This window comes from Sphingobium sp. TA15 (assembly GCF_037101235.1).
GTDB classification, from domain to species: Bacteria; Pseudomonadota; Alphaproteobacteria; order Sphingomonadales; family Sphingomonadaceae; genus Sphingobium; species Sphingobium indicum.
On sequence record NZ_AP025355.1, the window covers coordinates 2,138,968 to 2,159,800 of the forward strand.

Annotated in this window: 17 protein-coding genes; 2 read left to right on the forward strand and 15 right to left on the reverse strand. The window is 68.2% G+C overall.

Annotated elements, in window-relative coordinates; translation table 11 throughout:
- Window positions 1-75 precede the first annotated feature (75 nt).
- From cobA to Sj15T_RS10690, 10 genes are all read right to left on the reverse strand, one after another.
- Entirely contained in the window at window positions 76-858 is a 783-nt protein-coding gene (gene cobA, locus Sj15T_RS10645; protein ID WP_013040995.1) for a uroporphyrinogen-III C-methyltransferase, read from the reverse strand.
- Window positions 845-3,451 carry a nitrate reductase gene (locus Sj15T_RS10650; protein WP_013040996.1) on the reverse strand — a complete coding sequence of 869 codons (2,607 nt, stop codon included), beginning with the start codon at window positions 3,449-3,451 and terminating at the stop codon, window positions 845-847. Before Sj15T_RS10650 ends, cobA begins: the two co-directional genes overlap by 14 nt.
- 130 nt (window positions 3,452-3,581) lie before the next feature.
- Window positions 3,582-3,917 (reverse strand): nitrite reductase small subunit NirD, encoded by a 336-nt coding sequence (nirD, locus tag Sj15T_RS10655; RefSeq protein ID WP_007687600.1) that lies wholly within the window; start codon window positions 3,915-3,917, stop codon window positions 3,582-3,584.
- 5 nt (window positions 3,918-3,922) lie between these two features.
- Window positions 3,923-6,454, reverse strand: a complete 2,532-nt coding sequence (nirB, locus tag Sj15T_RS10660) for a nitrite reductase large subunit NirB (protein ID WP_013040997.1) — start codon at window positions 6,452-6,454, stop codon at window positions 3,923-3,925.
- A gap of 292 nt (window positions 6,455-6,746) precedes the next feature.
- The gene (locus tag Sj15T_RS10665; protein ID WP_007687596.1) at window positions 6,747-8,003 is read right to left on the reverse strand and encodes a nitrate/nitrite transporter; all 1,257 of its coding nucleotides are present in this window, start codon (window positions 8,001-8,003) and stop codon (window positions 6,747-6,749) included.
- A gap of 389 nt (window positions 8,004-8,392) precedes the next feature.
- Entirely contained in the window at window positions 8,393-9,595 is a 1,203-nt protein-coding gene (locus Sj15T_RS10670) for a CmpA/NrtA family ABC transporter substrate-binding protein (RefSeq protein ID WP_041386557.1), read from the reverse strand.
- A 5-nt stretch (window positions 9,596-9,600) separates the two neighbouring features.
- Window positions 9,601-10,179 (reverse strand): ANTAR domain-containing protein, encoded by a 579-nt coding sequence (locus Sj15T_RS10675; protein WP_007687592.1) that lies wholly within the window; start codon window positions 10,177-10,179, stop codon window positions 9,601-9,603.
- 207 nt (window positions 10,180-10,386) lie between these two features.
- Window positions 10,387-11,916, reverse strand: coding sequence for a DHA2 family efflux MFS transporter permease subunit (locus tag Sj15T_RS10680; protein WP_007687590.1), 1,530 nt, complete (start codon window positions 11,914-11,916; stop codon window positions 10,387-10,389).
- Window positions 11,917-11,928: 12 nt separating this feature from the next.
- Window positions 11,929-13,080, reverse strand: a complete 1,152-nt coding sequence (locus Sj15T_RS10685) for an EmrA/EmrK family multidrug efflux transporter periplasmic adaptor subunit (protein WP_013041000.1) — start codon at window positions 13,078-13,080, stop codon at window positions 11,929-11,931.
- Entirely contained in the window at window positions 13,073-14,614 is a 1,542-nt protein-coding gene (locus tag Sj15T_RS10690; protein WP_013041001.1) for an efflux transporter outer membrane subunit, read from the reverse strand. The genes Sj15T_RS10685 and Sj15T_RS10690 overlap by 8 nt, the downstream gene beginning before the upstream one ends.
- 154 nt (window positions 14,615-14,768) lie before the next feature.
- Between Sj15T_RS10690 and Sj15T_RS10695 the strand changes: the two genes are divergently transcribed.
- On the forward strand, window positions 14,769-15,344 hold the full coding sequence (locus Sj15T_RS10695; protein ID WP_007687586.1) for a TetR/AcrR family transcriptional regulator: 576 nt from the start codon (window positions 14,769-14,771) through the stop codon (window positions 15,342-15,344).
- A gap of 53 nt (window positions 15,345-15,397) precedes the next feature.
- Window positions 15,398-16,021 (forward strand): response regulator, encoded by a 624-nt coding sequence (locus Sj15T_RS10700; protein WP_020821195.1) that lies wholly within the window; start codon window positions 15,398-15,400, stop codon window positions 16,019-16,021.
- A 106-nt stretch (window positions 16,022-16,127) separates the two neighbouring features.
- Here Sj15T_RS10700 and Sj15T_RS10705 read toward each other — a convergent pair whose 3' ends face one another.
- Genes Sj15T_RS10705 through argH form a run of 5 tightly spaced genes read right to left on the reverse strand, consistent with a single transcriptional unit; the run spans window position 16,128 to window position 20,792 of the window.
- On the reverse strand, window positions 16,128-17,081 hold the full coding sequence (locus Sj15T_RS10705) for a zinc transporter ZntB (protein WP_013041003.1): 954 nt from the start codon (window positions 17,079-17,081) through the stop codon (window positions 16,128-16,130).
- Window positions 17,078-17,836 carry a bifunctional precorrin-2 dehydrogenase/sirohydrochlorin ferrochelatase gene (locus tag Sj15T_RS10710; protein WP_013041004.1) on the reverse strand — a complete coding sequence of 253 codons (759 nt, stop codon included), beginning with the start codon at window positions 17,834-17,836 and terminating at the stop codon, window positions 17,078-17,080. Before Sj15T_RS10710 ends, Sj15T_RS10705 begins: the two co-directional genes overlap by 4 nt.
- Window positions 17,836-19,116: a diaminopimelate decarboxylase gene (gene lysA, locus Sj15T_RS10715; protein WP_013041005.1), complete on the reverse strand. Its 1,281-nt coding sequence runs from the start codon at window positions 19,114-19,116 to the stop codon at window positions 17,836-17,838. Before lysA ends, Sj15T_RS10710 begins: the two co-directional genes overlap by 1 nt.
- Window positions 19,117-19,149: 33 nt before the next feature.
- Window positions 19,150-19,413 (reverse strand): hypothetical protein, encoded by a 264-nt coding sequence (locus Sj15T_RS10720; RefSeq protein ID WP_041386559.1) that lies wholly within the window; start codon window positions 19,411-19,413, stop codon window positions 19,150-19,152.
- On the reverse strand, window positions 19,413-20,792 hold the full coding sequence (gene argH / locus Sj15T_RS10725) for an argininosuccinate lyase (protein WP_013041007.1): 1,380 nt from the start codon (window positions 20,790-20,792) through the stop codon (window positions 19,413-19,415). Before argH ends, Sj15T_RS10720 begins: the two co-directional genes overlap by 1 nt.
- Between the last annotated feature and the right edge of the window lie 41 nt (window positions 20,793-20,833).

Consider the following 20,833-nt stretch of genomic DNA (forward strand, 5'->3'; position numbering starts at 1 on the left):
TGTCCAAGGGTTCGGCTTCTCTTGAGGAGAAGAAGAGGGCTTCGACAGGCTCAGCCCGAACGGAGGAGATGTACGTCAGACCGTGATAGAGGCGCTTGCGGCCATGTCGGCGGGGAGATTTGTCCCCGCCACCGCTTCTCCGATCAGCAGCAGGGTCGGGTCTTCGTCGCTGATCGTCGCCACCAGAAAGGCCAGCGCCGACAGCTTGCCCCGGATCAACCGCTCATTGGGGAGCGAGACATTGACCGCCACCATCACCGGCGTCTCCGGATCGCGCCCGGCGGCGATCAGGGAGCGGCTGATTTCTCCGGCAGCGGCGCGGCCCATATAGATGCCCAGCGTGCCGCCCGGCCGGGCCAGCGCTTCCCAGTCGAGCTTCAGCGGCTCGCCCGCCTTCAGATGCGCCGTCACCAGCGTCAGCCCCCGCGCCACGCCGCGCAGGGTGAGCGAGGCATGGCCGCTCGCCGCCGCCGCGCTGGCCGTGGTGATGCCGGGGCAGATGCGCACGGCAACGCCCGCCTCCGCCAGATGCTCCATCTCCTCCGCCGAGCGGCCGAAGACCGAGGGGTCGCCGCCCTTCAGGCGGACGACGCGCTTGCCCGCCTTCGCCGCCGCCAGCAGCAGGTCGTTGATGCTTTCCTGCGCCTTGCTGTGGCGGCCGGAGCGTTTGCCGACGCTGACCCGCTCGACGCCCTGCGGGATCAGGCCCAGCACCCCCGGCCCCACCAGCGCGTCGTGGAAGACGATCTCCGCCGCCGCGATCAGCTTTTCGGCCTTGCGGGTCAGCAGGTCCGGATCGCCGGGGCCTGCGCCCACCAGCCAGACCTCGCCCGGGGCGATAAGCTCATTCGGCTGCATGAAGCGTCTCCTGCGATGTCCGGGTGAGGATGTTGGCGAGCGCGGGGCGGCACGATCCGCAATTGGTCCCCGCCCCCAGCGCCTTGCCGATGGCGGCGACGTCGACCAGATCCTGCTCGCGGATGGCGGCGACGATCTGGTTCAACCCGATGTCGAAGCAGACGCAGACGGTCGCACCCTTTTCCGGCTGGCTGCCCGGCCCCCGCGCCGCGAGGACGGAGCCGCCGACCCCCTCTGCCTGCAACTGGCCGATCAGCCAGTCGCGCGACGGCAGCAGGCCGGTGCGCGTCACGAACAGCACGCCGTTCAGCCTGCCCTCGCCGATGGTCGCGACGCGCCGGGTGCCGCGGGAGGCGTCCATGGCCTCCACCCGGTCGCCCTTCGGAAGGAAGGCGTCGAGGCGGGCCGGATCGCCATTGCCGGCGATCTCGTATAGCGCGCCGCCCGGAACGGTGATCCGGGTGGACCAGAGGCAGGGCAGCTTCGCCGGCTCATCGCCGCGCAGGATGAGGAAACCGCTCCACTCGGTCGCGACCTTCTCGACGCTGGCCGGGGTGGATTTGAAGCCGGGCTGGCCTGAATGCGGATCGACCAGCGGACGGGGGAGCAGGCCGGTGCGGCCGCCGCTCGACATCCGGTCGGTCCAGTGGATCGGCGTGAAGATCTCGCCGGGGCGCTGGCCTTCGCTCAGGCTGACGCGGAAGATGCTGTTGCCCTGCGCCGTCTGGACGCGGGCGAGATCGCGGTCGACGATGCCCAGCGCCTCGGCGTCCTTGGGATGGATTTCGACCTGCGGCTCCTCGCGATGGCGCGCGAGTTTCGGAGACAGGCCGGTGCGGCTCATCGTGTGCCACTGGTCGCGGTAACGCCCGGTGTTGAGCGTCATCGGCCAGTCCCGCAGCGGCTCCTGAACCTCCATCTGCCTGGTCAGGACCAGTCGCGCCTTGCCATCCGGCGTCGGGAAGCGACCGTCGGCGAAGGGCGTGCCGCCCCAGCGGAACGGCTCCATGGCGTCATAGGCGTCATTGCCGATGGTCGCATGGGAGCGCAGGTTGAGCAGCCGCTCCCCGTCATTCCGATAGGCGGTCAGGCGCGCATGTTCGCGCCAGATGTCCGCAGGCCGGTCATAGGCGAAGGCGCTGCGCCATCCCATGCGGCGGGCGACTTCCTTGACGATCCACCAGTCCGGCTTCGCCTCTTCCGGCAGCGGCAGGAAGGGTCGCTGGCGGCTGATCGTGCGGTCCGAATTGGTGACGGTGCCGTCCTTTTCCCCCCATCCGGCGGCGGGCAGGCGGACATGGGCATGCGTGCTGCTGTCGGTGTCGGCCATGATGTCCGACACGACGAGGAAGGGGATCGCCTCCAGCGCTTCGCGCACGCGGCCCGCATCGGGCATGGAGACGGCGGGGTTGGTCGCCATGATCCAGAGCGCCTTGATCCGGCCTTCGTTGATGGCGCGGAACAGGTCGACGGCTTTCAGGCCCGGCTTGGTGGCCATGGCGGGGGCGGCCCAGAAGCGGCCCACCCGCTCCACATTTTCCGGCGCGAAATCCATATGGGCGGCAAGGCTGGAGGCAAGGCCGCCGACTTCGCGGCCGCCCATGGCGTTGGGCTGGCCGGTGATCGAGAAGGGCGCGGCGCCCGGCTTGCCGATGCGGCCGGTGGCGAGGTGGACGTTGATGATCGCGTTCACCTGGTCGGTGCCGCGGATCGACTGGTTGATGCCCTGGCTGAACAGCGTGACGGTGCGCGGCGTGGCGGCGAACAGCTTGTAGAATTGCTCCAGCAGCGCGGGCGCGATGTCGCAGGTCTTCGCCGTCGTCCAGAGGTCGTGCCCGTCGCGGACATGATCCCAGAAATCTTCGGGCGCGCTGACATGATCGGCGAGGAAGGCGGGGTCGGTGGCGCCCTCCGCCGCTACCCAAGCGAGCAGGCCGTTCATCAGGGCGACGTCGGTGCCGGGCTTCACCGGCAGATGCAGGTCCGCGCCTTCGCAGCTTTCGGTGCGGCGCGGATCGATGACGACGAGCTTCGTCCCGCGCGCGGCGCGGGCCGCCTGGATGCGCTGGTAGACGATGGGGTGGCACCATGCGGTGTTGGAGCCGACCAGCACGATCAGGTCCGCTTCGTCCAGATCGTCATAGCTGGCGGGCACCACATCCTCGCCAAAGGCGCGATTGTGCCCGGCGACCGCGCTCGACATGCAGAGGCGGCTGTTGGTGTCGATGTTCGCCGAGCCGATAAAGCCCTTCATCAGCTTGTTGGCGACATAATAATCCTCGGTCATCAATTGACCGGAGACGTAGAAGGCCACGCTGTCGGGACCGTGGCGGTCGATGGTTTCGCGGAATTTCCGCGCCACCAGGTCCAGCGCCTTGTCCCAGCTTGCGCGCCTGTTGCCGATCATCGGGTGCAGCAGGCGCCCCGTCAGGCCCACCGTTTCGCCCAGATGCGTGCCCTTGGAGCAGAGGCGGCCGGCATTGGCGGGATGCGCCTCATCGCCCTTGATGTCGGCCGAGCGCGGCCCGGTCGGCGTGGCCGAAATGCCGCAGCCGACGCCGCAATAGGCGCAGGTGGTGCGGACACTTGTCATAGCCCCTCCCTTTCAAGGGAGGGGTTGGGGTGGGTGGGAGCCTGCAGCACTACCGTCGCGGGCGCCGCGGGCGCGGCGCACCCACCCCCGGCTCCTCCCTTGAAAGGGAGGGGAGAAAGGAGACTGACCTTCATGCAGCCGCCTTGAGCGAGGCCGGGCGGGCGATCAGGATGCGGCCGCCCTCCTGCTTGACCGCGACGGTCGGGGTGCAGCCCTCGTCATTGCCCTGCGCCTCGCCCGTCTTGAGCGCGATGTTCCAGTTGTGCAGCGGGCAGGCGACGCTGTGGCCGTGGACGATGCCCTGGCTCAGCGGGCCTTTCTTGTGCGGGCATTCGTTGACCAGCGCGAAGACATGGTCGTCGCCGGTGCGGAAGACGGCGATTTCCTTCTGTCCGGCAATCCGCACCGTGCGGGCGCCGCGCTGGGGAATGTCGGCCAGCGTTCCGATGTCGATCCAGTCGGTCATGTGGTTCACTCCGCGGCGATGGCGCCAAAGGGCATTGGGGGTTCGAGGTGCTGGTGCAGTTCGCTGTCCGCACCGGCCGCGCGCTGCGCCCAAGGGTCTTCCTGGGAGAAGCTCTGCGAATAGAGGAAGCGGCTGCGCAGCGCCTCGCGGCCCGCTTCGTCCTCGACGATCCGCCGCTTCACATAATCGACGCCGACGCGCTCGATCCAGGGCGCGGTGCGCTCCAGATAGCGGGCTTCCTCGCGGTAGAGCTGGATGAAGGCGGCGCAATAATCCAGCGCCTCCTGCTCGGTCGAGACCTTGCACAGCAGGTCGGTGGCGCGGACATGGATGCCGCCATTGCCGCCGACATGCAGTTCATAGCCCGAATCCACGCAGACCACGCCGAAGTCCTTGATCGTTGCTTCCGCGCAGTTGCGGGGGCAGCCCGACGCCGCGATCTTGAACTTGTGGGGCATCCACGATCCCCAGGTCATCCGCTCTATCTTGACGCCGAGGCCGGTCGAATCCTGCGTGCCGAAGCGGCACCATTCGGACCCGACGCAGGTCTTCACCGTGCGCAGCGACTTGCCATAGGCATGGCCCGAAACCATGCCCGCGGCGTTGAGGTCCGCCCAGACGGCGGGCAGGTCTTCCTTCCTGATGCCGAAGATGTCGAGGCGCTGGCCGCCCGTCACCTTCACCATCGGGGCGTCATATTTCTCGACCACATCGGCGATGGCGCGCAGTTCGCGCGGGTTGGTGAGGCCGCCCCACATGCGCGGCACCACCGAATAGGTGCCGTCCTTCTGGATGTTGGCGTGCATGCGCTCATTGACGAAGCGGCTCTGCTGGTCGTCCTGATATTCGCCGGGCAGCGCGCAGAGCAGATAATAGTTGAGCGCGGGGCGGCAGGAGGAGCAGCCGTCCGGCGTCGACCAGTGCAGCAACTGCATCACCTCCGGGATGGAGCGCATATTCTGCGCCACGATCTCCCGGCGGACATCGTCATGGGTGAAGCTGGTGCATTTGCATAGGGTCTTGGGGCCGGACTGAACCTCCTCGCCCAGCACGACGCTCAGCAGGTTTTCGACAAGGCCGGTGCAGCTTCCGCAGCTTGCCGACGCCTTGCAGGTGGCGCGCACCGCGTCCAGGCTGCATGCGCCCTTTTCGATGCAGGCGACGACCTGGCCCTTGGCTACGCCGTTGCAGCCGCAAATCTCGGCATCGTCCGAGAGCGCCGCAACGGCCGCCTTAGGGTCCAGCGCGCCCCCTCCGGAGGCGAAGGCCTGGCCGAAGATCAGCAGGTCGCGGATTTCGCTGACATCCTCCTCGCGCTTCAGCAGGTCGAAATACCAGCCGCCGTCCGCCGTGTCGCCATAGAGCACGGCGCCCACGATCCGGTCGTCCCTGACGACGACGCGCTTGTAGACGCCGCGAGACGCGTCGCGCAGGACGATGTCCTCGCACCCCTCGCCGCCGGAAAAGTCCCCGGCGGAGAAGACGTCCAGACCCGCGACCTTGAGCTTGGTGGAGGTGACCGACCCCCTGTAGCCGCTATGCCGGTCGGTCAGCCCGTCCGCCAGGCTGCGGCACATGTCCCACAGCGGCGCGACCAGGCCATAGACATTGCCGTCATGCTCGACGCATTCGCCGACCGCCAGCACGTCCGGGTCGCTGGTCACCATATGATCGTCGACCTTGATGCCGCGATTGACCTCCAGCCCGGCTTCGCGGGCGAGAGCGGTCGAGGGGCGGATGCCCACCGCCATGACGACAAGGCTGGCCGGGATTTCGCGGCCGTCCTTCAGGCGGACGCCCTCGACCTTGCCGTCGCCATAGATGGCTTCGGTGTTGGCGCCGGTCAGGATGGTCTGGCCGCGCCCTTCCAGCGCCGACTTCAACAGCCAGCCCGCCGCCTCGTCGAGCTGCCGCTCCATCAGCGTGTCCATGAGGTGGATGACCGTGACCTTCATGCCGCGCAGGGTGAGGCCATGCGCGGCCTCCAGCCCCAGCAGGCCGCCGCCGATCACGACTGCGTGGCCGCCCCCCAAAGCCTTGCCGGCTTCGGCGGCGGCCAGCATGGTGTCGACATCCTTCATGTCGCGGAAGCTGATCACGCCGGGCAGATCCTTCCCCGGAACCGGGATGATGAAGGGGTCCGAACCCGTCGCGATCAGCAGCTTGTCATAGCCGACGGTGCGACCCGATTGGCTCGTGACGGTCCTGGCGGCGCGGTCGATGGCCGTCACGGGGTCGCCCGCGATCAGTTCGATACCATTGTCTTTGTACCAGTCGCGGCCGTTGATGATGATGTCGTCGAAGCTCTTTTCCCCGGCCAGCACCGGGGAGAGCATGATGCGGTTATAGTTCACATAGGGTTCCGCGCCGAAGATGGTGACGCGATAGCGGTCCTTGTCCCGCGCCAGCAGTTCCTCGACGGCGCGGCAGCCGGCCATGCCGTTGCCCACGACCACCAGATGTTCCCGAACATCTTGGGACGGCGCGAAGCGTTGTTCTTCGCTGGCCGTTTCCGGTCCGTTGTTCTGAAAATCCATCCCTCGACTCCAGAAAAGAAAAAGGCCGCCATCCGGACCCTCGGTCTTTGAAACCGGAGGGTCTGGATGGCGGCCTTGCCATCATAAGCGCCTTGATCGTCCGTCCCTGGACCATCGCGGCTATGGAAGAAGGACAACCCTGTCCTTTGCATTGCAGCATAGGCTTTTGGCGATTCGCGTCAAGCGATTCCTCGCAGAACGATGTATTTTCGTTTCGCCGTCCATGCGCCCTATCGCAGGCGCGAAAAGGGCGGCGGCCTGCGCGGGCCGCCGCCTCCCTCTCCTTGACCGATCAGATGCGCGCCGCGCTGGTCCAGGTGGCGCGCCAGCGGGCGCGGACCAGCGAGATGCCGAGAAACGCGACCAGCGCCAGGCCCGCGAAGATCAGGAAGCCGGGCGCGAAGCTGCCGGTGAACTGCTTGGCGATGCCCAGCGACGAGGCGAGATAGAAGCCGCCAATGCCGCCCGCCATGCCGACCAGGCCGGTCATGACGCCGATTTCCGCCTGGAACCGCTGGGGCACGAGTTGGAAGACCGCGCCGTTGCCGACGCCCAGCGCCAGCATCGCCGCGACGAACAGGCCAAGGGCGGAAAACAGCGTCGGTGCATAGGCGACGCCCGCCAGGGCCAGGGCGGCGGCGACATAGACCATCATCAGCGCCTTGACGCCGCCGATCCGGTCCGCCAGCGCCCCGCCCATCGGGCGCACCAGCGACCCGGCGAAGACGCAGCCCGCCGTGCAATAGCCCGCGACCACCGGCGTCAGGCCGAACTGGTCGGTGAAATAGATGGGCAGCGAGGCGGCAAGCCCCACGAAGCCGCCGAAGGTCACCGAATAAAAGCCCATCAGCCACCAGGCGTCGGCGCTTTTCAGCGGGTGGAAATAATCGACCAGCTTCTTGGGCGCGGGCGCGTCCGGCGCGTTCTTCGCCATGATCATGTACAGGATGAAGACGATGGTCAGCGGAATGCAGGCCAGGCCAAGCACCGCGTTCCAGCCGAACAGCTTGGCCAGCATCGGCGCGAACAGCGACGCCAGCACCGTGCCCGAATTGCCCATGCCGGCGAGGCCCATGGCCTTGCCCTGATGTTCGGCGGGATACCAGCGGCTGGCGAGCGGCAGCGCGATGGCGAAGCTGGCCCCCGCAAAGCCCAGTATGACGCCCAGCGCCAGCGTGCCCGCGAAGCTGTCGACGCCCATGGACCAGGCGGTGAAGAGGCCAAGGATGACGATCGCCTGGCTGATCGCGCCCGCCTGCTTGCAGCCGATCCGGTCAACCAGCAGGCCGTTGACGACGCGCAGCACGGCGCCCGCCAGCGTGGGAACGGCAACCATCAGGCCCTTTTCCGCCGGAGTCAGGCCCAGCGTCTTGGAGATGGAGGGCGCCAGCGGCCCCAGCAGCACCCACACCATGAAAGCCAGGTCGAAATAAAGGAAGGCGGCGACAAGAGTGGGCGTGTGCCCGGCCTTCCAGAAGCTGGTCTGGCCGGTTTCCCCCTCAGCCTCCGGAGCCTGGCCCTCCGGGCGCTCCCAATAAGCAGTTGCCATGATGTCGTCCCTCAATCTTTATGAAATGGGCATGAAAAAAGCCGCTTCCGGACCTCGCTCCTTGCGAAATCCGGCCAGCGGCTTTGCTGTAGAATCGAAGGGAGAACGCGATCCCGACCTTGGGAAGGCCTCATCCCGGAAAACGCGCCTCGTCGCGCGACTCCGATATTATCTCGCGATTCGACCTATGTTGCAAGGCACAAAATTTCGGGAAGCAGAGGGGAGTTACGCCGCAGGTCGGAAAATGGCCAATAGCAGTCATCAGTTTTCCGTCACCCCGGGCTTGACCCGGGGTCCCGCTTTCCTTCTAAGTGCCGCGCCTCGTCCAAGGCAGCGGGACCCCGGGTCAAGCCCGGGGTGACGAATAGGGGAGCGTCCGCTTTCCACCCTTAAAAGCTCGCCAGGAAATCCTCTATCCGTTCCGGATCGAACATGCGGCCGTCGAAGAAACTGTCCGGTCCCAGCGTCAGTTCGCCCCGCTTCGATCCGACGGCCAGCGGGGACGCCACCGCCCCTTCCACCTTCATGCTGGCCCCCGGCATCGCCACGTCGCTGTCGGCCAGCGCCCGGCGGAAGATGTCGGGGCGGAAGACCGAGGCGGCCTTGGCGGCGTTTTCCGCGCTATGGTCCACCATCTTCCAGCGGACGAGCTGCGAATAGATCCACAGCGCCTGGCTGCGCCACGGAAAGGGCGTCGCCTCCCGCGAAAAGAGCATGAAATCGGGCATGGAGAGCGGCGCCATGTCCACCCGCGGGACGATCCTGCCCGACAGGGCGCGCAGGATCAGGTCGGCGGGCTGGTCGACATAATGCGGTTGCGACAGGAGATGCGCCAGCGCCTCATGATGGTCCGGATCGTCGCACCAGGCGCCCGCCCTTACCAACGCCCGCAGCAGCCGGTCGACGCTGTCGGGATTCTCCTCCAGCCAGGGGGTGCGGAAGGCCAGCACCTTTTCAACCCCGCGCCGCCAGATGCGCTCGCCAATGGCGACCCCCTCCGCCAGGCCCGCGTCCACCGCCGCGCTGCCCCAGGGTTCGCCCGCGATGAAGCCGTCGATCTCCCCGGCGCGGATCGCCTCCACCGTCAGCGAGGGCGGCAGCACGCGCAGGATGACGTCGCGATCCGGGTCCACCCCCGCGCTCGCCAGCCAGTAGCGCAGCATGACGGCATGGCTGGAATAGCGATGGACGACGCCGATCACCGGCTTGCGTTTCCACAGGCCAATGGCCGCCGCGAAGTCATGCGCGGTCCCCAGCGGATCGTCCAGCCGCGCCGCCACGTCCGGGTCCAGCGCCTGGGCGAATTCGCTGGCCATCACCAGCATGTTGCCGTTGACGTTGAGCTTGTAGGGGGCAGACAAGGAAGCGGCCTGCTGGCTCAATCCCAGCGTCACCGCGACGGCCAGCGGCGCCAGCATATGCGCCGCCTGCACCTGGCCGAACACCAGCCGGTCGCGCAGCGTCGCCCAACTGGTCGTGCGGACGAGGTCGAGATGCAGCCCCTCCTCCTCCGCGAAGCCCCTTTCCCGCGCCACCGCCAGCACGGCGGCGTCGGTCAGCGGCAGGAAGGCGATGCGCAGGTCGGTCGTCATCACCATCACATCCCTCCCAACAGGTCGCTGGCCGTGATGAGGGCCTGGGCGACGTCCACGATCTTCTTTCCCTGATTCATCGCGCTCGACCGCAGCAGCGCATAGGCCTCCGGCTCGCCAAGGCCGCGCTGGCTCATCAGGATGGATTTGGCGCGGTCGATGATCTTGCGGTCGGACAGCGCCGTGCGCGCCTCGTCCAACTCGCTCTGGAGCCGGGCGAAGGCGTTGAAGCGGCGCACCGCCAGTTCCAGCACCGGCTTCACCCGTTCCTTGCGCAGCCCGTCCACGACATAGGCGGAGACGCCCGCGTCGATGGCCGCGCCGATCATGCTTTCGTCCGACTGGTCCACGAACATGGCGATGGGCCGGGCCAGGGCGCGGCTGACCGTCAGCATCTCCTCCAGCGTGTCGCGGCTGGGGCTGCCCAGGTCCATCAGCACCACGTCGGGCGCCATGCGCTCCAGCCGCGCGACGAAGCCGCCGCGCGGGGGGACGATGTGAATATCGTCATAGCCCGCTTCGCGCAGCCCTTCCTCCAGGACCGTCGCGCGCAGGCCGCTGTCGTCGATGATGACGATTCGCATGAGACCCCAAGCCTTTTTTGCCACTCAGTGACCGCGATGTCGCGCCGCGTCAATCGGGCGCGGCAGAGGGGAGACGCCGACGGCGGCGCGCCGCCCTGTTCCCGCTCCCCTCCGGCGGAGGATGCCGCGATGGACAAGTCGCTGATCGCAAAGCCCAATCAAGCCGCTTCCGGGGACAGGGGGCCGTCCCTGCCCTCCGCCCTCCGTTCAGTGCGCCGAGGACGTATCGACCTTCGCCATGGGGCGCGGCGCCAGCCACACCAGGGCGGCCGCCGCGAACATGACCAGAGCGGCGATGAAGAAGACGTGGTTCATCGACACCACCATCGCCTGCGCGTCGACCAGGTTCGCCACCATCTGCCGCGCCTGTTCCTGCGTGAAGCCGCGGCTCGTCAGGTCGGCCAGGGTCGCGTCCGGATGGAGCGTGCCGACCATCTCGTTGCGCGACACGCGCTGCCCGTCGCCCCAGCCGGTCAGCACGATGGAGGTGGAAATGGCGATGGCGAGCGTGCGCAGGAAATTCTGCATGCCAGCGGCAGAGGCGGTTTCCTCCGGCCGGACAGATCCCAGGGTCAGCGTCGTCAGCGGGATCATGAACAGCGGCATGCCGAAACCCTGGACGAGTTGCGGCAGCGCGACCGTCCAGAAATCCGCGTCGGTCGTCCAGTGCGCCCGCCACAGCGTCACGGCGCCGATCCAGAGCACGCCGCTGGAAATCATCAGGCGCACGTCCAGCTTGCCGACGACGCGGCCGACGATCGGCGCGATGACCATGGCGGACATGCCGACGAAGGACGCCGCCAGGCCTGCCCAGGTGGCGGTATAGCCCATCGAGATCTGCAACCATTGGGGAATGATCACGATGCCCGCGAAATAGGCGCCGAAGCACAGCGCCAGGGTGAAAACGCCCGATGTGAAGCCGATATGGCGGAACACGCGCAGGTCGACGATCGGATGTTCCTCGGTCAGTTCCCAGATCAGGAAGATGCAGAAGCCGATCCCCGCCATCAGCGCCAGCGCGACGATCATCGGATCGCCGAACCAGTCATGGTCCCGCCCGATGTCCAGCATGATCTGGAGGGAGCCGATCCAGAAGACCAGCAGGGCGAGGCCGATATAGTCGATGGGCAGCTTCACCCGCTCGGTTTCCACCGGGCGCAGCAGCGTCAGCGCGGAAAAGATGCACAGGGCGGCGATAGGCAGGTTGATGAAGAAGATCCAGTGCCAGCTCCAATTGTCGCTGATATATCCCCCGACGATCGGGCCCAGGGCGGGGCCCAGCATGGTCGTCATCGCCCACAGCCCCATCACGCGCCCGCGCTGCTGCGGGGGGAAGATGCGCATCAGCAGGGTCTGCGACATCGGCATCAGCGGCCCGCCGCACAGGCCCTGGCCGATGCGGCAGGCGACGATCATGCCCAGCGTCATGGACAGGCCGCACAGCAGCGAGAAAAGGCCAAAGCCCAGCATGCTCATGGTGAACAGCCTGACCGCGCCGAAACGCTGCGCCAGCCATCCGGTCAGCGGCACGCAGATCGCCTCCGCCACGGCGTAGCTGGTGATGATCCAGGTGCCCTGATCGGGCGAAATGCCCAGATTGCCCGCGATGTGCGGCACCGAGACGTTCGCGATGGTCAGGTCGAGCACGACCATGAAATTGCTGAGCGCCAGCGTCATCCCCGCCAGCAGGCGATGACGGGGCGACAGGAGCGTGAACGTCTCGGTCGGGCGGCTCACCGGCGGGCTTCCTTATTCGCCGGAAAGGTCGATTTCGGCTTCCATGGAAAGCCCGATGCGCAACGGATGCTCGGCCAGTTCGCGCGGGTCGAGCGCGATGCGCACGGGCAGGCGCTGCACCACCTTGATCCAGTTGCCGGTGGCGTTCTGCGCGGGGATCAGCGCCATCGACGCGCCCGTGCCGCCGGAAAAGCCGACCACCTTGCCATGATAGACGACGCCGCCGCCGTAAAGGTCCGACGTGACCGTCGCCGGCATGCCGATCTTGACCCGGCGGAGCTGGCGTTCCTTGAAATTGGCGTCGACATAGACCCTGGCGAGCGGCACGATGGTCATGATCGGGCTGCCCTGCGCGACGCGCTGGCCGACCTGCACCGACCGCCGGGTCACGACGCCGTCGATCGGGGCGCGGATGACGGAGCGGTCGAGGTCGAGCCGGGCATTTTCCAGCTTCGCCTTGGCGGCCAGCACGGCGGGGTCGGTGTCGATGGTGGACCCGCGCACCAGCGCGTCATTGGCGGCAAGCTGCCCGCTGGCCGCGCCCCGCGTCGCTTCGGCCGTCGCCACCCCGGCCTTCGCCAGGTCGAGCGCCGCCTGCGCCGCGGCATAGGCCTTGCGCGCGCTGGTCAGTTCCTCGCCGGAGACGGCGCCATTGGGGGCCAGCGCCTCGCGCCGCCGCAGGTCGATGCGCGCCTTGTCGAAATCGGCCTGCGCCGTCGCGAGCTGGGCCCGCGCCTGGCTGATGTCGGCGCCCCGCGCCTCCACCTGCGCGGCCAGCGAACCGCTGGTCGCGACAGCCTGGCGGAAACGGCGGCGGGCCTCGGCCAGGTCGGCCTCCGCCTGCGCCACGGCGATGCGGGCGTTGGTGGGGTCCAGCTTCACCAATATGTCGCCGCGCTTGACCGCCTGGGTGTCCGTCACCAGCACCTCGACCGCCTGGGCGGAAATGAGCGGCGTCACCTGCGCCACTTCGGCATTCACATAGGCATTGTCGGTGCTGACATGGTTGCGGCCGACCAGCAGGTACCACAGGGCATAGGCCGCGCCGACGGCCAGCACGGCCAGCGCCAGCCGCAGCAGCCATTTCTTCCGGGCTTCCATGCGCTGCGCGGCGGCGTCGGCCTTGCTCGCGTCGGACGTGAATTCGGGCTTTGCGTCAGCCATGGGGCGTATCCTTGGACAACTGGAGCGGTGCCTGCGCGCCGTTTCCGGCAAAGCCGCCGCCCAGCGCGCGAATGAGGGCGATGTCGAGCGTGAAGGCGCTCGCCTCCAGCTCCGCAACGGCCTGGCGGGCGGCCAGAAGCTGGTCCTCCACGTTCAGCACGTCAAGATAGGTGTTGAGGCCGCCTTCATAGCGCTGGCGGGCGATGCCATAGGCTTCCTCCGACGCGGTCAGCGCGGCGCGGGCGTCGGCCAGCCGCCGGTCCAGCGCTTGGCGGCCGGTCACGGCGTCGGCCACCTGCTGATAGGCGCCGAGCACCGTCTTGTCATAATTGGCCACCGCCTGGTCATAGACGGCGCGGGCGCCGCGATACTGGCCGCTGAGCGCGCCGCCGTGGAAGATGGGCAGGCTGATCGCCGGGCCGGCATTGCCGAACAGCGAATCCTTCTTGAACAGCGTGTCGGTGAAGGGGCTGGGGCCGCCGGCAAAGCCGCCGTTCTGAAGCACTGTCTGGTAGCCCAGCGACTGGACGCCGATCAGGGCGTTCAGGCGGATGGCGGGGAAGAAATCGGCGCGGGCCACCTTGATCCGCTTGGCCGCCGCCTCCGTCCGGGCGAGCGCGGCGGCGATGTCCGGGCGGCGGGCGACCAGATCGGTGGTCACGTCCGCGGGCAGGCCGAGGGGACCGGGCCTGCCCAGGCGGGGACGGGCGATGGCAAGGCCGCGGTCAGGCCCCGCGCCGATCAGCGCCGCAATCTGATGCCGGCGCACCGCGATCGCCTGGTCGGCGGCGGCGAGTTGCGCCTTGGCGGAGGAGACGGTGGCGTCCGCCTGCCGCTCGCTGCCGCGCGTTTCCAGCCCGTTGGCGCGGCGGTCCGCCACCAGTTTCCGGCTGGCGGTGCGGATTTCGAGCGCCCGCGCCTGGATGTCGCGCTCGTCATGCAGGCGGGCAAGGTCGGCATAGGCGTCGGCCACGCCGGTCGCCAGCGCCAGCCGCGCCTGCCGGGCGTCGATCTCCGCCGCCCGCGCTTCGGACGTCGCCGCCGCCAACGCCGCCCGGTTCCTGCCCCAAAGGTCGAGGTCGAAGCCGAAATTCAGCGCCACCCGGCCCGTGCCCAGCCAGCCCTTGGGCACGAATTCCTTGGGCATGCCCATATTGTAGCTGGACTTGGTCACGCCGCTATTGGCGTCGAGGTCTATCGCGGGCAGCAGCGGCGCGCCCGCCTGCTGCGCGGCGGCATTGGCCTCAGCGAAGCGGGCGGCGGCGGCGGCGACGTCCGGCGATCCCTTCAGCCCCTCCTCTATCAGCGCGTCGAGTTGCGGATCGCCATAGGCCTTCCACCATCCTTCCGCCGGCCATTGGGTGGCATTGTCGGCCTGCAGGCTGCGTTCCGCCGCGATGCTGGCCGGCCCGCGCGCGACCGGCTGCGGACCCAGGTCCGGCACAGCCGCGCAGGCGGACAGCAACGCCGCGCCGGCGAGAAGCCCGGTCCGGGCGGAAAAGCGCGAAGGATTCGGATGGCGACTCGCGGGCATAAAAACCGTACCAGATAGTATGAAATCAGGCTTTGCGCCGGTTGCGAATCCTTGTCAACAGAAATAGCGTACTATATGGTACGATTTCATGACAAAGCCCCTTCCCCCGCTCAGCCGCAGAGAGGCACGGCGTAGAGATCGACGCAAGGCCATATTGGACGTGGCGTCGCGTTCCTTCATGGAAAATGGCTATGCCGCGACGACGATGTCGTCGATCGCCGCGACGCTGGGCGGATCGAAGGGCACGCTCTGGAGCTATTTCCCGTGCAAGGAGGCGTTGTTCGCCGCCGTTCTGGACGACGCGACCACCGCCTATCGGGCGCGCCTCGCCGAAATCCTGGATCCTGAGGGCGACCTTGCGGGAACGTTGCGGACGCTGGGGTTGAACCTGCTCACGAAAATCACCTCGCCCGAAAGCATCGCGCTCTATCGGCTGGTGGCGTCCGAATCGGGCCGCTTTCCCGAAATGGGCGCGATCTTCTACCAATATGCGCCCGGCAGCACGCGGCGGCTGATAGCCGAATTCCTGGAAAGGGCGATGGACCGCGGCCTTTTGCGCCGCGCCGATCCCGAACTGGCGGCGCGCACCTTCGCCGTCCTGATGCTGTCGGGCTGTCACCAGTCGCTGGTCTGGGGACAGATCGAACGGGCGACGGCGGAACAGATCGAGGCCGATGTCGAACATGGGCTGGACTGTTTCCTGCGCGCCTATGCGCCGCCGGCCCGTTAACCATTTCTTTGCCCGCCGATCCTATGCTGCGCGCCTGCAACAGGTGGGACGCCATGCAATTCTGGAAACGCGAAAGCATCAGCAGGCCGCAACGGGCGCAGGCCCAGGCAAATGGGCGGGCGCCCCGGCGATTGCGCCTTCTGCTGGTCGATGAAGACGCCACGTCCCGCGCCGTCGTGGCGCGGCGGCTGTCGCATCTGGGCTATGACGTCGCGCTGGCGGAACATGGCTTTTCCGCGCTCAACATGCTGGTCACGCGGCCGGTGGACATCATCCTGATCGACATGGGGCTGACGCTGCTGCCCGCCCTGACGACGATGCGGAAGATCCGGGCGGCGGGCTTGGCCGACAATGCCTGCTTCGTCATGATCGGCGGGCGGAACGACAGGGTCTCCGCAGTGGAGGCGCTGGACGCGGGCGCCGACGACCATGTGGTCAAGCCGTTCGATTTCGACCTGCTGGATGCCCGGCTGCGCCATCTGTGCGCCCGTGCCGAGCAGGTCGGCGCGCTGGCGCGGCACAATGCCGAACTGGACGCCCGGATCGCCCGGCGCGCCCTGGAACTGGGCGAAACGCGGGACGCGCTGGCGGAAATGCAGGCGGACCGGGCGCGGCTGGTGTCGTCGATCCAGGCGCTGCATGACGAGATCGCCCGGTTGAACGCGGCGCGGAATTAGGGAGCGATTTAGATAGGTCGGGCGGAAGAGGCTCGACCTGCGCAGTTCCCCTCCACCACCGCCTTTGGCGGTGGTCCCCCTCCCCATCTTCGATGGGGAGGATTTTTTATTTGAGCCACTGCGTTGCCGCGAACCAGCCGCTGATGCCGGCGGCCATGGCGACGCAGACGCCGACCACGCCCCAGAAGGCCCAGGGTTCGTGGGCATAGGGGATGCCGTCGACATTCATGCCCAGCAGGCCGGTCAGGAAGGTCAGCGGCAGGAACACCAGCGCCACCACCGATATGATCAGCGCCTGCCGGTTCATCTGTTCGGCGCGCAGGTCGGTCAATTCTTCATGGGCGAGCGCGGAGCGTTCGCGCACCGCCTCCAGTTCCTCGGCCATGCGGGCGCAGCGGTCGGCGGCTTCCTGCAGGTGCAACCGGTCGTCCGGTTCCAGCCAGAGGGCGTCGGCGGCGGACAGTCTTTCCAGCGCCTGCCGCTGCGGCGCGATGAAGCGGCGATAGCCGATGGCGGTGGCGCGGATTTCCGACACCCGCCGCCGCGCCTCCGCCGGGCCATGTTCGGTCAGCGCGCTTTCGATCTCATCCAGTCCGTCGCCCAGATCGGCGACTTCGGGGTCCAGCGCTTCGGTGATCTGCTGCGCGAAGGCGGCGATCAGGTCGCCCGGATCGCGTATCCTGCCCGCCAGCATCTGCGCCGCCACGGGTTCCATCGCGGCGAGCGGACGATAGCTGACGGAGATGACCCGCGCCTGTTCGGCCCAAAGGCGGATCGACACCAGCGGATCGCCCACCCCGTCCTCCGCCGCGCCCAGCCCGCGCAGGTTCACCAGCGCGCCATGCCCCATCAGCGTGCAGCGGGGGCGGGTTTCCTGCGCCAGCAGCGCGGACAGCGCGGCTTGCGGCATATGGTCGCAGCGGGATACGACCGTGCGGGCATCCTCCCGCCAGCCGTCGGCATGCACCCAACTGAAGGGCGCGTCCTCCGTCCGCTCGCAGAAGGCGTCCAGCGAGATTTCCCGCGCCTGCCCGCTCTCGAAAAGGAAGACCCGGCTCATGGCGCCATCTCCAGCCAGAGCGACAGGCCCGACTCCAGACGAGCGGGCGGCGCGCTCGCCGCGATGCGCGCCGCGTCGGCGCGGGCGCGGTCCAATATGGCGGCGGGCACGCCGGGCGCGTGATAGACGCGATCCGCTTCGCCCAGCAGGCGGGCGGCCCGCAGCGTCAGATCGTCGGGATCGGCGGACAGCAGGCGGATCGTCTCCAGTCGGTCGGCATCGGCATCGCCGCTTCTGGCCAGCCAGTCCGGCACGGCATCCGCCGCAAGGCCCGACAGGGGATCGATCGGGCCGCCAGCAGCCAGTCCGGCGTCGATGCCGCGCCGCCGCGCCGCCGCGTCGGGCCAGCGCTTGCGGATCGCGGCCCGCGCATCGCGCAGCGCCGTCGCCAGCGCGCCCAGCCGGGCGGGCAGCAGAGCCTCCAGCCGTTGCCGCAGCGCCTTGGCCAGCCCGGCCGAAGCGCCGCCGGTGCCGATGGCGATCAACACCGGATCGCGGTCGACGATGGCGGGCAAAGTGAAGTCGCACAGGTCCGGCCGGTCGGTGGCGTTCACCCATATGCCGCGCGCCTGGAGCCTCTGCACGGTCGCCTCGTCACCGTCCGCGACGATGGCGAGCGCGGCCTCCTCCCCCTCGCCCACGATGCGCGCCCCGGCCCGTTCCAGCAGGCGGCGCTTGGCGTCCGCCGCCTCGCCCTCGCCGGTCAGGATGACGGCCCGCCCTTGCAACCGCAGGAAGACGGGCAGGCTGTGCATCAGTCCTGCACGCCTTCCGACGCTATCCAGGCGGGAATGCTGTCGCCCTCGATCAGCGCCTCTATCGGCGGACGAGCGCGGACCACGGCCCATTTGTCGCCCGACACCAGCACTTCGGGGGTCAGGGCGCGGCTGTTATAGGTGCTCGCCATGGTCGCGCCATAGGCGCCCGCGGTCATGAAGGCGACCAGGTCGCCCGCGCCCACCACGTCCATGTCGCGATGCATGGCGAAGGTGTCGCCGGTCTCGCACACCGGCCCCACGACATTGGCGGCGGCCCGCTCGCCCTTCGGATGGACGGCGCGGATGTCGTGCCATGCGTCGTAGAGGCTGGGGCGCAGCAGGTCGTTCATGGCGGCGTCGACGATGACGAACGGGGCCTGCGCGCCCTGCTTCACCCGCACCACCTGCGACAGCAGCACGCCCGCATTGCCGACAATCAGGCGGCCCGGCTCGAACATCAGGCGGACGTTCCAGCCCTGCGTGATCCGCGTCACCATCGCGCCATAGTCGGCGGGGCTGGGCGGCAGCGGCTGCGACGGGTCATAGGGGACGCCGAGGCCCCCGCCGAGATCGGCGGTGCGGATGTCGTGACCCTCCGCCCGCAGCCTTTCGATCAGCGCGCCGACCTTGATGAAGGCGGCCTCCAGCGGCGTCAGGTCGGTCAACTGGCTGCCGATATGGACCGCCACGCCCTGCACGTCCAGGCCGGGCAGGTCGCGGGCGGCGGCATAGCTGGCGAGCGCCCGGTCATAGGGGATGCCGAACTTGTTTTCCGACTTGCCGGTGGAGATTTTCGCATGGGTGCCCGCGTCGACGTCCGGGTTGATGCGGTAGGCGACCGGCGCCTTCCTGCCCATCGACAGCGCCACTTCGGAAAGCATTTCCGCTTCGGGTTCGCTTTCCAGATTGAACTGGTAGATGCCCTGTTCCAACGCGATGCGCATTTCGTCCGCCGTCTTGCCGACGCCGGAAAAGACGATGCGCTCCGCCGGGATGCCCGCCGCAATGGCGCGCAGCAATTCGCCTGCCGACACGACGTCCGCGCCCAGGCCCAGCTTCGCCAGCGTCGCCAGCACGGCGGCGTTGGGATTGGCCTTCACCGCGAAGGCGATCAGCGGATCGTGGATTTGCGACAGCCCCTCGCGAAACACGGCGACATGGCGGGTCAGGGTCGCGGTGGAATAGATATAGACGGGCGTGCCGACCTGCGCGGCGATGTCCGCCATCGGCACCTGCTCCGCCAGCATCGCGCCATCGACATAGGTAAAATGGTCCAAGTCAGTCTATCCTAGAAATGCCGGCGCCAAAATCTAGCGCGGGTCGCTTTCGGGCGGCAGGTCGAATTCGTCGTCGCCGCGCACCCTGGACTGGGTCAGCAGTTCGACATTGCGTTCCGGCCGCGCCTGAATGGGGGGCGTGGTCAGCTCCGCCGCGGTCGGCGCGGCCGCAGCGCCCACCGGCACGGCGGGCAGGCGCTGCCCTTCCAAGGGCTTGAGCGGCTGGCGGCCGCCGCAGGACGCCAGGGTCAGCGCCAGCGCGGCGAGCGCGCATGCCTTGGCGATCCGTGCGGTCATCACTTGCCCTGCCCTTTCGCCTTCTTCCGGGCCTCGGCAATGCGCGCGCGCACCTGATCGGGCGCGGTGCCGCCATGGCTCCTGCGGCTGGCGACCGAGGCGTCGACCGTCAGCACCGCATAGATACGCTCATCGATCCGCGCATCAATGGCCTTGAGCGTTTCCAGCGGCAGATCGGCAAGCTGCACGCCCGCCGCCTCCGCCGCCGCGACGGCGCGGCCGGTGATGTGGTGCGCCTCGCGGAAGGGGACGTCGCCTTCGCGAACCAGCCAGTCGGCCAGGTCGGTGGCGGTGGCGAAGCCGCTTTCCGCAAGGCCGCGCATGCGGTCGGTGCGGAAGGTCACGGTCTCTATCATGCCGGTCATCGCCGCGATGGAAAGGCCGAGCAGGTCGTGCGCCTCGAACACCGGCGGCTTGTCGTCCTGCATGTCCTTCGAATAGGCGAGCGGCAGGCCCTTCATCGTGACGCAGAGCGCGTTCATGCAGCCCATGATCCGCCCGGCATGGCCGCGCACCAGTTCGGCGGCGTCGGGGTTGCGCTTCTGCGGCATGATCGAGCTGCCGGTCGAATAGGCGTCGGGCAGCTTCACGAAGCCGAAGGGCTGGCTGGCCCAGATGATGAATTCCTCGGCCAGGCGCGAGAGGTGCAGGCTGCACTGGGTCGCGGCCATCAGGTAATCGAGCGCGAAGTCGCGATCCGACACGCTGTCGAGGCTGTTGTCGGTCGGCTTGGCGAAGCCGAGCGCCGCCGCGGTGGCGTGACGGTCTATGGGAAAGCCGGTTCCGGCCAGCGCCGCCGCGCCCAGCGGGCATTCGTTGAGGCGCGCGCGGGCGTCGGCGAAGCGGCTGCGGTCGCGGCGGATCATTTCATGATAGGCCATGAGGTGATGGCCGAGCGTCACCGGCTGCGCGGACTGAAGGTGCGTGAAGCCGGGCATCACCGCGTCGGCATGTTCCTCGGCGCGGGTCAGCAGCATGTCGGACAGGCCCTGCAGGCCCGCCTCGACCTCATCGATGGCGTCGCGCACCCAGAGGCGGAAATCGGTCGCCACCTGGTCGTTGCGGGAGCGGGCCGTGTGCAGCCGCCCGGCCGCCGGGCCGATCAGTTCCGCGAGGCGCGACTCTGTGACCATGTGGATGTCCTCCAGGTCCAGGTTCACCGGCACGCCGTCCGCCTCATATTCGGCGGCGATGCGGGTCAGCCCCTCGGTGATCGCCTGCGCGTCCTCGCCATCGACGATGCCCTGCTTGGCCAGCATCGCGACATGGGCTTTCGATCCGGCGATGTCCTGTTTCCACAGGCGCTTGTCGAACGGGATGGACGCATTTATCTCCCGCATGACCGAAGCCGGACCGGCCGCGAAGCGTCCGCCCCACATGCTGTTGGAGCTTTTTCCCGTGCGATCATCCCCGTTCCGAT